6 protein-coding genes are annotated in these 17,165 nt (G+C 72.1%); all 6 read right to left on the reverse strand.

Going from position 1 to position 17,165, the window contains the following annotated elements:
- A complete protein-coding gene (locus tag IF17_RS0115655) occupies positions 1–10,959 on the reverse strand; it encodes a non-ribosomal peptide synthetase (RefSeq protein WP_051884013.1) in 10,959 nt (3,652 codons plus the stop codon).
- A gap of 57 nt (positions 10,960–11,016) precedes the next feature.
- Positions 11,017–12,804, reverse strand: a complete 1,788-nt coding sequence (locus IF17_RS0115660) for an ABC transporter ATP-binding protein (RefSeq protein WP_030566308.1) — start codon at positions 12,802–12,804, stop codon at positions 11,017–11,019.
- A 46-nt stretch (positions 12,805–12,850) separates the two neighbouring features.
- On the reverse strand, positions 12,851–13,900 hold the full coding sequence (locus IF17_RS0115665; RefSeq protein WP_030566310.1) for an ABC transporter substrate-binding protein: 1,050 nt from the start codon (positions 13,898–13,900) through the stop codon (positions 12,851–12,853).
- A gap of 163 nt (positions 13,901–14,063) precedes the next feature.
- The gene (locus IF17_RS0115670; RefSeq protein WP_030566312.1) at positions 14,064–14,933 is read right to left on the reverse strand and encodes an ABC transporter ATP-binding protein; all 870 of its coding nucleotides are present in this window, start codon (positions 14,931–14,933) and stop codon (positions 14,064–14,066) included.
- A 64-nt stretch (positions 14,934–14,997) separates the two neighbouring features.
- Entirely contained in the window at positions 14,998–16,086 is a 1,089-nt protein-coding gene (locus tag IF17_RS0115675; RefSeq protein WP_051884014.1) for a FecCD family ABC transporter permease, read from the reverse strand.
- Between the two features lie 11 nt (positions 16,087–16,097).
- Positions 16,098–17,156, reverse strand: coding sequence for a FecCD family ABC transporter permease (locus IF17_RS0115680; protein WP_106980191.1), 1,059 nt, complete (start codon positions 17,154–17,156; stop codon positions 16,098–16,100).
- Between the last annotated feature and the right edge of the window lie 9 nt (positions 17,157–17,165).

Below are 17,165 nucleotides of genomic sequence, written 5' to 3' on the forward strand. Positions count from 1 at the left end.
TCAGGTGTGTCGGTTTTCATCAGGTGTGTCGGTTTCATCAGGTGTGTCGGTTTCATCAAGATGGCGGGCGATCGCTTCCGGAGTTCGCAGGGTGAACAGATCACGGATCGTGATCACTGGACCGTACTCGCGGCGGAGCAGCCCGATCAGCCGCACCGCCAGCATGGAGTGCCCTCCGAGGGACACGAAGTCGCTCACCGCGCTCACCTCGTCGTCGTCCAGGTCCAGTGCCTCGGCGAAGAACTCGCAGACCACGGTCTCGGTCTCGCTCGAAGGTCCGCGCTCCCCCGCCGTGGTCAGCGCGCCGAGCGGCCGCGCCTCGGGCAGCGCCTTGGTGTCAGCCTTCCCGTTCACGGTCAGCGGGATGCTGTCGACCTGGGCGAAGTGGGTCGGGCGCAGGAAGTCCGGCAGCCCCGCGCTGACTTCACCGGCCACGTCCGCCAACTCGGATCCCTCCAGCACCAGATAGGCGGCCAGCCGGTAGGCGCCGTCGACCTGCGGGTCGGGCTGGGCGACGGCGGCGACGAACCGCACCGCCGGGTGAGCGGCGAACACGGCCTCCACCTCTCCCAGTTCGACCCGGTGGCCGCGGATCTTGACCTGCTGGTCGGTACGGCCGAGGTAGACGATGTTCCCGTCGGGCCGGCGGATCACCAGGTCCCCGGTCCGGTACATGCGCTCGCCGGGTGCGCCGAACGGGCAGGCGACGAAGCGGTGCGCGGTCTGGGCGCTCTGGCCCAGATAGCCGCGGGCGATACCGACACCCGCCACGTACAGCTCGCCGGGGGCCCCGTCGGGCAGCGGCCGCAGCCAGGGGTCGAGGACGTACACCTCGGTGTTGTCGATGGCCACGCCCACCACCGGGTCGAGGCATTCGAAGGTGCCGACGCCGAGAGTGTTGATGGTGTACTCGGTGGGACCGTACAGGTTGTAGCCGACCGTGCCCTCGGTCTCGGCGAGCCGCTGCCAGAGCGTCGGGGTGACGGCCTCACCGCCCAGCAGCACGAGCGGGGGCCGCTGGTGCGGGTTGTCCAGCAGCCCTTCGGCGATGAGCTGCTGCGCGTAGGTCGGGGTCACGTTGATCACGTCGATCGCGTGCTCGCCGCAGTATTCGACGAGCCGGGGTGCGTCGCGGCGCAACTCCTCGTCGCAGATGTGGACTTCGTGGCCGTCGGCGAGCCAGAGCAGCTCCTCCCACGACATGTCGAAGGCGAACGACACGGTGTGCGCGATCCGGAAGGTCCGGTGGCCGTGCTCGGCGAGGACCGGCTCGAAGATGCGGCGCTGATGGTTGATCAGCATGTTGGTGAGACCGGCGTACTCGGTCACCACGCCCTTCGGCTTCCCGGTCGATCCGGAGGTGTAGATCGTGTACGCGGGGTGGCGCAGCCGGTCCGGATCGTCGGGGGCGAACGTCACGTACGGCTCGGCGGCCGGCAGCGGGCGGTCCAGCTCGATCAGCTCGCCGGTCAGCCGGGGCGACACACTGCTCACGGTGAGGATCACCTCGGGCCGCGCGTCCTCGACGATGGTCGCGATCCGCTCGTCCGGGTGGTCCAGCTCCAGCGGGACGTACGCGGCACCGACCCGCAGGACGGCGAAGAGTGCCGCGATCCAGTCGGGCGAGCGCGGGATCGCCAGCCCCACGGTCGTCTCCGGGCCGATGCCCCGCCGGGCGAGCACGCCCGCCACGGCCCGGCTGCGGTCGCGCAGTTGGGCGAAGGTCAGGGTCGCACCGTCGGCGACGAGGGCGATCCGCTCGGGGTGGCGGTCGGCCGCGAGATCGAAGCGGTCGACGACGGTGTCCGTACCGATGTCCGTACGTTCGGCGGGTTCGGGGTCGGGCCCCAGTCCGCGCAGAGCGCCCATCCGCCCCGTCGTCGAGCGCGCCACGTCCTCCAGCACCCGCAGGTAGTCGTCCAGCAGACGGCGGGCGGAGTCGGGGTCGCCGTGGCGGTGTTCCAGCTTGACGGTGAGCCGGTCGCCGGGGGTGACGACCCAGGTGTACGGGTAGTGCGTGGAGTCGTCCGCCCGGACGGAGGTGATGCCGTGGCGGGCGTTCATCGCGGCGAAGGCGTCCAGGTCCAGGAAGTTCTGGAGCACGAAGAGGTTGTCGAACAGGGTGTCGTGCCCGCTGGCCCGCTGGATCTCGCCGAGCCCGAGGTGCTCGTGGTCCATCGCCGCCACCCGGGCCGCCTGCACGGCCGACAGGTACGCGCCGACCGTCTCCTCGGGCCGGGCCCGGGTCCACATCGGCACGGTGTTCAGCAGGACGCCGACGATGTCGCCGTGCCCTTCGCCCTCCCGGCCCGAGACGGTGACGCCGAAGACGGCGTCGGCGCGGCCGGTGCGGGCGCCGAGGAGGAGGCCGAAGGCGCCGGTCAGCACCGAGTTCAGGGTGACGCCGTGGACGCGGGCGGCTTCCCGCAGCAGCTCCGTCAGCTCGGCGGAGAGCGTCTGCACGAGCGGCTCGGGCAGCTCCTCGCTGAGGTCCGGGGCGGGTCCGGCGAGCAGCGTCGGCCCGGACAGACCGGTCAGGTGGTCCGCCCAGAAGCGTTCCGATACGGCGGGGTCCTTGGCGGCGAGCGCCCGGGCGTACTCCTCGAAGCCCGGCACGGCCGGAGCCGCGTCCCGCGGCTCGCCGGTGACGACGGCCTCGTACGCGTCGAACAGGTCGCGCAGCACGATCTCGCGGGACCAGCCGTCCCAGAGCAGCAGGTGGTAGCTGAGCAGCAGCCCGTCCCGGCCGTCCGGCAGGCGCACGACGGTCACCCGGATGAGCGGCGGCTCCCCGGGGTCGAAGCCGCGCTCGCGGTCCCGGGTGCACAGGTCGTCCACCTCGGCGTCCGTGGTCAGCTCGACCGTGTGGACGCCGACCCGGCGGCCCGCCTTGAGGAGCTGGACCGGGTTGCCGTCGTCGTCGGTGGTGAAGCCCGCGCCGACGACCGGGTGGCGGCCGATGACGTGCGCCATCGCCTCGGCCAGGGCGTCGGGGTCCAGGCGCCGGTCGAAGGTGAAGTAGCTCTGCGCGACGTAGTGTCCGGCCGCGCCCGCCAGCTGGGCCTGGAAGAAGAGGCCGCGCTGGAGGGGGGTGACCGGTGCGGTGCGTTCGGCGGTCGCGGAGGCGTTCCCGATCTGCGTCAGGGCGGCGAGCCAGTGATCGGTGAGCGTGTCGGGGATGCCCGCGGCGAGGGTGAAGGCGGCGTGCAGGCTGCCGGTGGCGTCGTCGGTCCAGGCGTTGACCTCGACGGCGTACGGGCTGCTCTGCTCGCCGCCGGTGACCTGGAGGGCCTGCGACTCGCCGCCCCGGCCGAGGTAGTTGAAGAGGACCTGGGGGCGGGCGGTGAGGAGGGGGGCCGTCTGCGGGTTGAGGTAGCGGAGCCTGCCGTACGCGACGTGCCCTTCCTCGTCCGGCTGGCGGTCGGCGATCTCGCGGGCCGCCGCCACCGGGTCGGTGTGCGGGGTGAGCCGTACGGGGGCGATGGAGGTGAACCAGCCGACGGTGCGGGTGTAGTCGTGGTGCTCCTGGGCCGGGGCCCGGCCGTGGCGCTCCAGGTCGATCGCCAGGTCGGTGGGGGTGGGCTGGATGTGGGTCAGCGCGGTGCGCAGGGCGCCGCAGAGCAGCTCGGTGAGGCCGACGCCGAGGGCGGCGGGGGCGGTGCGCGTCACGAGGTCGCTGACATCGGGCGGGAGGACGACGGTGGTCTCACGCAGGGTGGTGGGCTCGGTCGTGTCCGTGGGCGCGGGGACCAGGGGCGGGGCCTGGAGGGTGGTGATCCAGTGTCCGAGACCGTCGGCCGACTCCGCCGACCGTACGGCGAGGGCTTCGGCGTACTCGGCGTACGGCGTGGTCGGCGGCGGGAGGGCGGATCCGCTCAGGGCAGTGGTCAGGTCGTCCAGGAGGATCAGCCAGGACACCGCGTCGACGGCGAGGTGGTGCACGGTGACGACCAGGGTGCGGCTCGCCGCCGGCCAGGAGAAGGCGATGAGGTCTCCGGCCTCGGGGTCGAGCCGCCCGGCCGCCTCGTTCGCGGCGGCCGTCGGGTCGGCGGTGTCCGGGGTGACCACGGTGGCCTCGCGGGCGGGTTCGGTGCGCAGGGCCCAGACGCCGTGCTCGACGCGCAGCCGCAGCCGGAGGGCCGGGTGGGCGGCCACGACGGCGTTCGCGGCCCGCCGGATGTCGGCGAGGCCGGTCCCCTCGGCCACCACCAGCGTCCTGGCCTGGGCGAACCGGGTCAGCGAGCCGCCCAGCTCCCGCTGGCGCAGGATGATCGGCGTGAGCGGCAGCGGGCCGTCCTCGCGCCGGGTGGGCGGGGTCGGCGCGGTCCGGGGGGTGCGGGTGGCCAGGTGGCCGGCGAGGGCGCGCGGGGTCTTGAGCAGGAAGACGTCCCGGGGCGCGATCGGCAGGCCGAGGGCGCGGGCCCGGTTGATCAGGGTGATGGCGACGATGCTGTCGCCTCCGGCGCCGAAGAAGTCGGTGTCGGCGTCCACGGCGGCGCCGGGCAGCGTCTCGGCGAAGATGCCGATCAGTGACGCGAGTTGGCAGCCGCTCGGGACGGTCGGTCCGTCCTCTCGCGTGGCGGCGGCCGCGCGCTCGGTGAGGGCCTTGCGGTCCAGCTTGCCGTTGACCGTCAGCGGCAGTGCGTCGAGCGGCAGGAAGCGGCCCGGGACCATGTGGACGGGCAGCTTGGCGGAGAGCAGGGCGGTGAGGTCGGCGGGCACCTCGCCCACGATGTGCGCGACGAGGTGGTCGCCGCTGTCCGCCACGGTGACGGCCACATCGACGACGCCGGCCAACCCTCCGATGGCTCCCTCGACTTCGCCGAGCTCGACCCGAAATCCCTTCAGCTGCACCTGGTCGTCGGCGCGGCCCGCGAACTCCAGCTCGCCGTCGAGCGTCCGGCGGGCGAGGTCCCCCGTGTGGTACATCCGGGAGCCGTCGGCAGCGAACGGGTTCGCCACGAAGCGGCTCGCGGTGAGCCCGGGGCGCCCCAGGTAGCCGAGCGACACCTGATCGCCCGCGACATAGATGGCACCCACCCGGCCCGGCGGCACCGGCCGGAGCCGGTCGTCGAGCAGATAGGTGGCCAGACCGGGAATCGGGCCACCTATCGGACTGATGTCGGTGGAGCGGGCGAAGTCCTCATCCCTCAGCACCCGGTGGGTGACATGGACGGTGGTCTCGGTGATGCCGTACATGTTGACCAGCTCGGGCGAGCCGGTGCCGTGCCGCTCGACCCAGCCGCGCAGCCGCCCGAGGTCCAGGGCCTCACCGCCGAAGATGACGCGGCGCAGCGCCGGGAGCGGTTCACCGGCGTGCAGGTCGGCCTCGATGAACTGGTGGAAGGCGGAAGGGGTCTGGTTGAGCACGGTGACCCCGCGCTCGCGGACCAGCCGGTGGAAGTCGACGGGTGAGCGGGTCAACGCGTAGTCGGGGACGAGCAGTTCGGCGCCGTGCGCGAGGGCGCCCCACAGCTCCCAGACGGCGAAGTCGAAGGAGAAGGAGTGGAACTGGGCCCAGACGTCGTGCGGCCCGAAGCACATGTCCGGCCGGGTGTTGGCGAGGAGCGTCGCGACCGCGGAGTGCGGGACGACGACGCCCTTGGGCCGGCCGGTGGAGCCGGAGGTGTAGATGACGTACGCCGGGTCCTGCGGGCTCACCACGGGTGCGGCGGTGTCGGCGGCGGGCGGGTCCTCCTCCCCCTGGACGAGGACCCGCGCCGCCACGCCCGCCTTCTCCAGCAGCCGGGTGAAGCGGTCGCGCTGGTCCCGGTCGACGAGGACGACCTGGGGGGCGGAGTCGGCGAGAATGTACTCCAGCCGTTCGTCCGGGTAGGCGAGGTCGAGCGGTACGTACGCGCCTCCGGCGGTGACGACGGCGACCAGGGCGACGACCTGCTCCAGGGAGCGCGGGACGGCGACGGCGACCCGCTGCCCGGGGCGCACTCCGGCCGCGCGCAGGACGGCGGCCGACGCCTCCTTGGCGGCGGCCAGTTCGCCGTACGTCAGGGACCGCTCGGCGCTGTCCAGGGCGCACTGGGTCACGGCCCTGGCCGCCGGGTCGCGGCGCGCGGCGGCGTCGAACAGCTCGCCCAGGGTCGTCGGCGCGACCCGCTCCTGGACCCGGTCCGCTTCACGGGCCAGCTCGTCGACCCGGGCGTCCGGGCGGCTCAGCAGCTCGGTGAGGGTCCGGGTGAACGTGTGCAGGACCGCCTCGGCGCTCTCCTGGCGCAGCAGCTCCCCGTCGTAGATCAGGTTGAAGCGCGGGCGGCCGTCGTCGGCCCGCTCGACGACCAGCGTCAACGGGTAGTGCGGGGCACCCTCGTTGACGATGCCGGTGATGGCGAGGGTGTCGTCCGGGCCGCGCAGGGCGTTCACGTCGGTCGCGACGTCGAACACCACCAGGGTGTCGAAGAGCGAGCCCGCGCCGGCCTGCCGGCCGATCCTGGCCAGCGAGACGTGCTGGTGGGCCAGCACCGCGCTCTGGTGCTCCTTCACCGCTGTGAGCAGGTCGTACGCGGTGTCGGTGGCGGCCCAGCGGGCCCGTACGGGAATGGTGTTGATGAACAGGCCCACCATGTCCCGGATGCCGGGGACCTCGGCGTCGCGCCCGGAGACGGTGGAGCCGAAGACGACGTCCCGGCCGTGCAGGATGGAGCCCAGGGTCACCGCCCACGCGCTGTGCACGGCCACGCTCACGGGGACGCCGGCCGACCGTGCGGCGATGTCGATGTCGTCGGCGGGCTCGGCCGCGATGTCGGCGAAGTGCTCGGAGGGGGTGTGGCCTTCGGCGACCAGGGAGGGGCCGGGCAGCTCAGCGAGCTCGTCGCGCCACACCCGGTCGCTCTCGTCCTGGTCCTGTTCGGCCAGCCATCGGACGTAGTCGCGGTAGCCGCCGAGCGGGTGGACGGAGCCCGGTGCGTGGTACTCGGCCAGCAGGGCGCGGAGCATCGGCGGGACGGACCAGCCGTCGGCGATGATGTGGTGCACGGTCTGCACCAGGACGGTGCGGCCGGCTCCGGCGCGGATGAGGGTGTAGCGCATCAGGGGGCCGGTGGCGAGGTCGAACCCGGTGCGGCGGTCCCGTTCGGCGAGGTCGCGGATCTCGTCGTCGGTGATGCCGGGGCGGTCCAGTGCGGTGAAGGGCGCCCGGGTGCCGCTCTCGATGACGGAGACGACCCGGCCGTCGGCGAGGGCCGTGAAGCGGGCGGCCAGGTTGGGGTAGAGCGTGAGCAGCCGGGTGGCGGCCGCCGCGAGCCGGGCGGCGTCCACCGCGCCCTCCAGCGTGAGCAGTTGCTGCTCCACATAGCTGCCCGTGGCGTCGTCGTCGAAGACCGAGTGGAAGTAGAGGCCCTCCTGCAACGGCGTCAGCGGCAGGATGTCCCGCAGCTCCGTGCCGTCCAGGTCGTCGACGTCGGCCTGGGTGAGCGGCACCAGCGGGAAGTCGCTGGGGGTATGGCCGCCCTCCTCCAGGGCGGCGAGGGCGGACAGGGCCGAGCCGTAGTACGCGCCGAGGGTGGCGATGTCCTCGTCGGTGAACACGCCCTCGGGCCAGGAGAGGGTGGTGACCAGCTCGTACGCGCCGTCGGCGCCCGGTTCGGCGATCGCGTTGAACTCCAGGGCGCGCGGCAGGCGCATCCTGGGGTCGCGCTTCTCACCCAACTGCCCGGTGGCACCCGCGAGCTGCCAGTGCCCGGCGGCCCCGGCGTCGAAGCGGCCCAGGTAGTTGAAGAGCACCTGGGGTGCGGGCGCGGTGAGTTCGGTGTCGCCGAGATAGCGCAGAGCGCCGTAGGACAGGCCGTTGCCCGGGACCCGGGCGAGGTCCTCCTTGACCGCCTTGAGGGCGGCGGCGAGGTAGCCGGGATCGGTGAGGTCGGGGGCGGCGCCGGGGTCGACCGTCACCGGGAAGAGGGTGGTGAACCAGCCGACCGTACGCGACAGTTCGGGTTCGAACCCGGCCGCGTCGGCCACGAACCGCCCCTCGCGGCCGTGCCCTTCCAGCTCGATGTGGGCGAAGGTCTGCCCCTGACCCCGGTCGCGGCGCCACCGGGCGAGGGCGACGGCCAGGGCGGTGAGCAGGACGTCGTTGACGCCCGCGTGGAACTTGGCGGGGATCTCCCCGAGCAGGGCGGCCGTCTCCTCGGGGCCGGCGGAGAAGGTCCGGGTCCGCTCCCGGGCCACGGTGTCGGCCTCGGTGAGGGCGCGCCTGCCGATCGGTGCGTCCTCGCCGGGCAGGGCGCGCTGGAAGTACGTACGGTCCGCGGCGAAGGGAGCGCGCCCGAGCAGCTGCGTCCAGCGCCTGAACGACGTACCGACGGGCGGGAGTTCGACAGGGGCTCCGGTGGCGTGCTGCCGCCAGGCCGTGGCCAGGTCGTCCATGAGGATCCGCCAGGACACGCCGTCGATCACCACATGGTGGGCGACCAGGACGAGTTGGTGTGCGGCGCGGCGCCAGACGGCGTGGAGCATCACGCCGTTGTCCGGGTCGAGCCCTTCGGTGGCGCGTTCGACGCACTCCTCCAGCGGCCCGTCGCTCTCCTGCCACCCCACGACGGCCTGCCCGGCCGGCGGGATGTCGAAGCTCCAGCGCTCGCCGCGCACCAGCCGGGCGCGGAGCATGTCGTGGCGGTCGAGCAGGGCGGCGAGGACGGTGTCGAGCGCGTCGGGCGTCAGCTCCGGAGGGGTGTTGAGGACGACCGACTGGACGAAGCCGTCGATCGCGTCGGTGGTCTCGCCGAGCCACTGCACGATGGGCGACCCCACGACGGAGCCGGTCGGGGTGTCGGCGTGGTCCACGGTGGAGACGTCGTCGCGGCTCGCCACCGCCGCCAGTGCCCCGACGGTGCTGTGGGTGAAGATCTGGCGCGCCGTCACATGGAGGCCCGCGTCCCGCAGGGCGCTGAGCAGGGAGATCGCCAGGATGCTGTCGCCTCCGAGCTGGAAGAAGTCCTGGTCGACGCCGACCTCGTCCAGCCGCAGCACCGCCGCGACCGCAGCGCACACCAGGCGCTCGTTCTCGGTGGCGGGTGCCACGAGGCCGCCGGTGGGCCGGGCGGGTTCGGGCAGGGCGGCGCGGTCGATCTTGCCGTTGGCGGTGAGCGGGAACTCCGTCAGGACGACGAGGTGGGCGGGGACCATGTACTCGACCATGTGGGCGGTGGCCCAGGCCGTGACCTCGTCGGCCGTCAGCTCTTCGCAGCCGCCCGAGGGGATGACGTACCCCACCAGGTAGGTGCCGCCCGCGCTGTTCTTCCGGGCGACGACACAGCTGTGCCGTACGCGGGGGTGCTCGGCGAGGGAGGCCTCGACGTCCTCGATCTCCAGCCGCATCCCGCGGATCTTGATCTGGTTGTCCGCCCGGCCGAGGAAGTCCAGCGACCCGTCCGGGGCGTAACGGGCCAGGTCGCCGGTCCGGTACAGCCGGGAGCCGTCGGAGGCGAAGGGGTTGGCGACGAACCGGGAGGCGGTGAGGCCGGGGGCCCCGACGTATCCGCGCCCCAGGAGGAGCCCGCCCACGTACAGTTCGCCGCCGACGCCGACCGGGACCGGGCGCAGTTCGTCGTCCAGCACGTAGAGCTGGGTGTTGGGGTTGGCCCGGCCGATCGAGGTCGACAGGCGCTCGGCCTCGCCCCGGTAGATGACGTGGGAGACACCGATGGTCGTCTCGGCCGGGCCGTAGCCGTGGTACATGGGGATGTCGAGCCGGGTGCGGAACCGCTCGTACAGCTCCGGGGTCAGCACCTCGCCGCCGCACCAGACGTGGCGCAGGCTGTCGAGCCGGCCGGAGCCGGCCTCGATCTCCAGGAGGACGTCGAGCATGGAGGAGACCAGGTAGGTGAAGGTGACGCGCTGCTCGGCGATGACGCTGAGCAGGTGGTGCGGGTCGCGTTCGCCGCCGGGCCGCAGGATCACCAGCCGGCCGCCGGAGACCAGCGGCAGGAAGATCTCGTTGATGGAGATGTCGAAGGAGAGCGGCGCCTTGAAGAGCGACGCGTCGTCGTGGCCGAACCGCAGGATCTCCTCCCGCTGCCACAGCAGGCGCTCGCTGATCGCCTCGTGGCGGATCATGGCGCCCTTGGGCCGGCCGGTCGAACCGGAGGTGAAGATGACGTACGCCAGGGAGGTGGCGTGGACGTCCGCCTCGGGCGGCTCGGCCGGGTAGGAACCGAACCCCCAGGCGCCGAGGTCGACGGCGACGGCGTCCGGCTCGGCGGCGTCGGACCCGCCCGAGCTGTTGAGCTGGAGCACGACCCCCGCGTCCTCGATGACGACGGCCCTGCGGGCGGCGGGCCACTGCGGATCGAGCGGTACGAACGCGCACCCGGCCTGGAGTACGGCGAGAAGGCCGATGACCATCTCGGCGGAGCGGCCGAGGGAGATCCCGACGACCTGCTCGGCACCGAGGCCGCGCTCGGTCAGGTGGTGGGCCAACTGGGCCGATCGCGCGGCCGCCTGACGATAGGTCAGGGTGCGGTGCTCGTCGACGATCGCGACGGCGTCCGGCCGGGCGCGGGCCTGCTCGCGGAACAGCTCCATGAGGGTCGGGCGGACCCGGTCGGCCCGGTTGTCGTTCCAGCGGGCCAGGGTCTCGATCCGTGCCGCGACGCTGGAGGGGCCGATGGTGCCGACGGGCCGGTCCGGGAAGCCGGCCAGGTCGTCCAGGGCGAGCTGCGCTTCGTCCGGCCGGACGCCGTCGGGGAGCGTGATGCTCAGGCCGTCCGCGCCGACCTCCCAGCCCGGGCTTCCGCCACCGCCGTTGTCGACCCAGCCGAGGACGTCGGCGAAGGAGGTGCCGGGGGTGAGATCGATGCCGTCGGGGCCGGCGCCGGTCGCCCAGTACGCCAGCCCGATGGCGGACGCCTCGGCGATGGTCCGGTCGCCGTAGTCGCCGACGCGCCGGCGTACATCGGTGAAGTGGGCGGGAGAGAGCAGTACATGAGGAGCGGTCGGTTCCGTCATCGAGGACTCAGCACCCTTCCAAGGCGATCAAGTTAGCCTAACCTTACCGAGGTTGCCCTAACTGCCCTCGCGCCAAGCGCGCCACAGGCGTGCGTACATGCCCCCCAGGGCCACGAGTTCCTCGTGTGTCCCCTCCTCCACCACGCGTCCCGCGTCGAGCACGGCGATCCGGTCCGCCGCCATCGCCTGGGTCAGCCGGTGGGCCACGAAGAGCGTGGTGCGGCCCGCGCAGGCGGCCAGTACGGCACGCTCCAGCTCGGCGGCGCCCTCACTGCCCGCCTCAGCGGTGGACTCATCGAGGACCACCACCGGGGAGCGGCTCAACACCAGTCGGGCCAGGGCCACTTGAGCGACCTTTGTCACATCCAGGCGCTCACCGCCCTCGCCGACCGGGGCGTGGAGTCCGCCGGGCAGCAGCTCGACCCACCCGTCGGCGCCGACGGTCCGCAGCGCGTCCATCAGCTCCTCGTCGCTCGCCTCGGGTGCGGCGAGGCGCAGATCGTCGGCGAGCGGCCCGGAGAACACGTGCGTCTCCTGGGTCAGGATGCTCACCAGGGACCGCGCCGCGGCCTCGTCGAGCCCGGCGAGGTCCCAGGAACCGATGCGTACGGTCCCGGACTGCGGGGTCCCTATGCCGGCGATCAGCGCGGCCAGGGTCGACTTCCCGGCACCGGTCGCGCCCACCAGCGCCAGCGAGCCGCCGGCCGGGATGGCCAGGTTCACGTTCTGCAGGACAGGTTCCTCGGTGTCCGGGTAGCTGAACGTCAGCTCCTCCACGGTCACCGCGTACGGCACGGCCTCGGCGCGGGCGACGGACGCGTCGCCCACCAGCCGCTCCTCGGCCGGCTCCCCCAGCACCCCGACCAGACGGGTCAGGCTGGCGCCGGACTTCTGCGCCTCGTCGAAGGTGAACATGATGGCGCCCAGCGGGGTGAACAGCCGGTGGAACATCAGCGGGGCGGCCGACACCTCGCCCAGCGTGGCGGCGTCGGCCTCCAGCAGGGCGTATCCCACCACCAGGATCAGGACGAGGCCGATGAACTCGGCCCGGTTCTCCCGGCCGACGAACCGGCCGAAGAACCGGAAGACCTCGACGCCGAGATTCCGTACCCGCCACGACTCGGCGGTGACCTTCTCGCGGACGTCGCCCTCCAGGCGGTACGCCCGTACGGTGTCGATCCCGTTGAGGCCGCTGATCAGCGCCTGCGCGCGGTCGGCCTGGGCGATGCGCTGCTTGCGGTAGAGGGGGGCGGACCGGGGCAGGTACCAGCGCAGCGCGAGCGCGTACGCCGGCAGGGCGCAGGCACCGGCCAGGCCGAGGCGCCAGTCCAGGCCGAACATGCCGAGCGTGGCGATGGCCACCAGCACCCCGGCGGAGAACACCGTGGGGATGGCCTGCCGGATGCCCTTGGAGAGGACGGCCACGTCGTCACCGACGCGGGAGAGCACATCGCCCCGGCCGACCTGCTCGACGCGCGCGCTCGGCATGCCCAGCACGGCCCGTACGGCGCTCTCGCGCAGCTGCGCCAGCAGTTCCGCCCCCAGCCGCCCGATCAGGTACGTGGAGGCCGCGGTGGCCGCCGCGCCGAACAGCGCGGCGGCCACCATCAGCACCCCGACCGTGACGAGCACCGAGCGCGATTCGCCACCGACCACCCCGTCGACCACCCGGCCCAGCAGGAGCACGGGGACCACTTGGAGGGCCGCTCCGGCCACGGTGGTGAGCACGGTGGAGAAGGTCAGCCACGGGGCTCGGCGGCAGTGTGCCGCCACCCACCCGGTGGCCTCCCTCCCCGTCGCCGTACGCAGCTTCGTCGGGGCCGGGGGGGTGTCGGTGACAGTCACGCAATCGCCAGTTCTCGGTGGGGGGAGGGCGGTTCGGCCGTCATCGCTACTTGGCCGCCTTGACCAGCTCGTCGATCGCGTACGGCAGGGAGAGCAGCGTGCCCTGGGACATGGCGGCACCGATCGCCGGGCCCTCGCTGTCCAGCAGGTAGGAGACCTTGCCGTCCTTGACGGCGGGCAGGTTGGCGAAGAGCTTGAACTTCTTGAGCGCCTCCGTGTCCGCCTTGTCGTTGATGACGAAGATGCGGTCGACGTCGATCAGGTCGATGCGCTCGGGCGACAGCTCGGTGGAGAACTTGCCGTCGGCGATCTTGTCGATCTCGGTCTGGTAGCCGAAGCCGGAACCGGTGACCAGCTGCCCGCGCACATCGGTGGAGGTGAAGGGGTACACCGCACCCTTGTACCAGGAGAGCGCGACGGCCTTCTGCTCGGCGAAGGCCGGGTTGTCCTTCTTGGCCGCGTCGAGCTTGTCCTGGATGCCCTTCACCAGCTCCTTGCCCTCGGACTCCTTGCCGAGCGCCTTGGCGATGTGGACCGCGTTGTCCTGCCATGGAGCGCTGAAGGGCTCCTTTTCGGCCTTGGTGCGGCCGACGGTGGGGGCAATCTTGGAGAGCTTGTCGTAGGCGGCCTGGTCGACCTCGGAGTAGACCGCGATGATCAGGTCCGGCCGCAGGGAGGCGATCTTCTCGTAGTTGGGGCCCGCGTCACCGTTGTTCATGATGACCTCGGGACGGGTGTCGCCCCACTGGTCCTTCACCCAGGGCCACTGGGTGTTGATGTCGGGGGTCTGGCCGACCGGGTTCGGGTACTGGTCGACCATGCCGACCGGCTTGATGCCGAAGGCCAGGATGGCCTGGTCGTCCGTGTAGCCCACGGAGACGACCCGCTTCGGGGCCTTCTCGACCTTCGTGGATCCGAACGCGTGCTCCACCGTGACCGGGAACGCGCCGGCTTCGGCGGCCGGGGCGTCGTCGTTCTTCTTCGCCTCCGTGTCGGAACCGCATCCCGCGAGGAGGCCGACGCCGAGGGTCGCGACGGAAAGTGCCGCGGCCAGCCGCCGCCACGGCTTCACAAGCGTCGTTCGATGGAGAAGCATCCGGAATCCCTTGCTTTCGCGCTGTCCACTGCGCCCGTGAATGAGGGCGAGCAAACCTTATCCCGCCCAAGTGAGGCGAGCCTAGCCTTACTTGGAACTTTCCCACGTTCGGATCACGTTTCGGATCGCGGTGGGACATCCGCCAAGTGCCGCTGGACGACGCTCACTTCACCCGGACGTCGCTCGCGGGTTCGAGCCGGACGTGCGTGCGTCCGATCGGGACGATGAGCGGACGGTCGCCCACCGGATCGTCGATCACCTTGGCCTGCAGCCCGAAGGCCTCGTGCAGCAGCTCGGCGGTGATCACGTCACGCGGGTGCCCCTGCGCCAGGATCGAGCCCGCCCGCATCACGATGAGGTTGTCGCTGTAGCGCGTGGCGAGGTTGAGATCGTGCAGCACCATGACCACGGTGCACCCCGACTCGTGCAGGTCGTCCACCAGGTCGAGCACGTCGATCGCGTGCGCGAGGTCGAGATAGGTGGTCGGCTCGTCCAGGAGCAGCAGGTCGGTGCCCTGGGCCAGGGTCATCGAGATCCAGACACGCTGACGCTGACCGCCGGAGAGCGAGTCGACGGGACGGTCGGCCAGGTCGGCCACCCCGGTCATGGCCAGGGCGCGCTCCACGACCTCGGCGTCGTCCGAGGACCACTGCCGCAGCCAGCTCTGGTGCGGATGGCGCCCCCGGGCGACCAGGTCCCCCACGGTCAGGCCCTCGGGCGCAACGGGCGCCTGCGGCAGCAGGCCGAGCTTCTTCGCCACGTCCCGGGTCCTGAGCCTGTCGATGTCCTCGCCGTCCAGCACCACCGTCCCGCTGGCCGGTTTCAGCAGACGGGTCAGGGTGCGCAACAGCGTCGACTTCCCACAGCCGTTGGGGCCGATGATCGTGGTGACCACCCCCGAGGGGATCACCACGTCCAGGTCGTCGATGACCGCCCGGCCGCCGTAGCCGACCGTGACGCCCCTCGCCGCCAGCCGTGGGACGTCCTCGGCCTCGGCCTCGGACCGGGTCTCGGTGATGAACTGCGCGACCACAAGCACCCCTTGAGTTTAGGCTCGCCTAACCTTATTACGTACGGCGGGAGTTCGCCTCAGGGCGTCACGGTCCGGTCCGGCGGAGATTCGCCCGTACCAGCAGGTAGACGAGGAACGGGCCGCCGATCGCGGCGGTGACCACGCCGACCGGCAGGGTGACCGGCAGCGCTGTCCGCGCGATGAGGTCCGAACCGGTCAGCAGCAGCGCCCCCAGCAGGCCGGAGGCCACCATCGGCGGCGTCGGGAACCTCGCCAGCCTCATCGCCACCTGGGGCGCCACCAGCGCGACGAACGGGACGGGGCCCGCCGCGCTCACCGCGACGGCGGCCAGCAGCACCGCGCACAGCAGGAGGACGGCCCGCACCCTGGTGTACCGGACACCCAGGCCGGCGGCCACGTCGTCACCGAGGTGCATCGCCTTGAACGAGAACGCGGCGGCGGCCACCACGACGAGCAGGACCAGCGCCCCCCAGAACGCGATGTGGACCTCGTCCCACGACCGGCCGTCCAGCGAGCCGACCAGCCACGCCTGGGCCCGGGCCACGTCCCTGATGTCGGCGGACACCAGCAGCCAGGTCGTGAGCGCCTGCATCACGGCGCTCACCGAGATACCGATGAGGATGAGCCGGAAGCCGTCGATCCCGCGCCGCCACGCCAGGAAGTAGACCAGCAGCCCCGTACCGAGGCCGCCCAGGAGCGCCGCCGCCGACAGCCCCACCGAGCCGACGACCGCCGCGGCGGCCCCGCCCGACACCGTCACCAGGAAGACCGCGACCGCGCTGGCCCCGCTGGTGATCCCGAGGATGTCGGGGCTGGCGAGCGGATTACGGGCGACGGACTGGGTGATCGCCCCGGACACCCCCAGGGCGATGCCCACGACGAGACCGGCCAGGGCGCGCGGCATCCGCAGGTCCATCACGACGAACTCGTCGACCTGTTCGCCCTGGCCCAGCAGCGTCGCGATCACCCGCGACAGGCCGATGGGGAAGTCCCCGACGGCGATGGAGAGGCAGAACACCAGGAAGGCGGAGGCGGCCAGCACCAGCGTGACCAGGACGAGCCAGGGCCGCCAGACGAACGACACCTGACCGAACCGCACACCCGGCGACAGGGGCGGCGTCACTCTTGCCGACTTGGCGTCCGTAGGGTTCATCTCTGTTTTCCTCATGCGCTCTTGAACTTCCCTCGCCACACCAGGACCGCGAAGAACGGCGCGCCGATGAGGGCGACCACGACGCCCGGCTCCAGCTCACCGGGCCGCACCACCAGGCGCCCCACGATGTCGCAGGCCAGCAGGATGACGGCCCCGAGCAGGCCCGCGTACGGGACCAGCCAGCGGTAGTCGGGCCCCGTCAGATACCGGGCCACATGGGCGACCATGAGCCCGAGGAAGGCGATGGGGCCGCACGCCGCCGTGGCCGCGCCCGCCAGCAGGGTGATGGCGACGATGCCGACGGCCCGGCTCAGCACGATGTTCACGCCCAGCCCGCGCGCCACGTCGTCGCCCAGGTTGAGCAGGTTGAGGGAGGGCAGGGTGCTCAGGGCCAGGAGGAGCCCGACGCCGATGAACCCGGTCACCGGCCAGATGACGTCGAATCCCACCCCGGCCACGGAGCCCGCGTTCCAGAACCGGAGCGCGTTCAGGGATTTCTGGTCGGTCAGCGCGACCGCGGTGGTCATCGCCATGAGGAAGACCGTGATCCCCTGCCCGGCCAGGGCGAGCGTCAGCGGGTTGCCCGCTCCCCTGCCGATGCTCGCCAGACCGAAGACGACGACGCCGGCGACGGCCGCTCCCACGAAGGCGAACCAGACGTAGTGGAACGGGTTGGTGAGGCCGAACACGGCGATCGCCGACACCACCGCGAACGAGGCACCGCTGTTCACGCCCAACAGGCCCGTGTCGGCGATGGGGTTACGTGTGTACCCCTGGATCAGCGCACCGCCGACGCCCAGGGCGATGCCCGCCACCAACGCGAGGACCGTCCGGGGCACCCGGACGGTCTGCACGATGAGGCGGATCTCGGTGAGCCGTTGGTCGGAGTCCGGCGCCGCGAACAGCCCGTGCCAGACCTCGGCGGGGCTGAGCGCACGGGCTCCCACGGCCAGCGACAGGGCCGCGACGAGCGCGAGGAACGCCACCAGCGTGCCCAACCCCACAACCCGCCCGCGGCGGACCTCTGTCGCACCCCTGGGCACGGGGCGCTCAACTGCAGTCGTGCTCATATGGACGTA

It is taken from the genome of Streptomyces cyaneofuscatus, from assembly GCF_000718135.1.
Taxonomy (GTDB): domain Bacteria; phylum Actinomycetota; class Actinomycetes; order Streptomycetales; family Streptomycetaceae; genus Streptomyces; species Streptomyces cyaneofuscatus.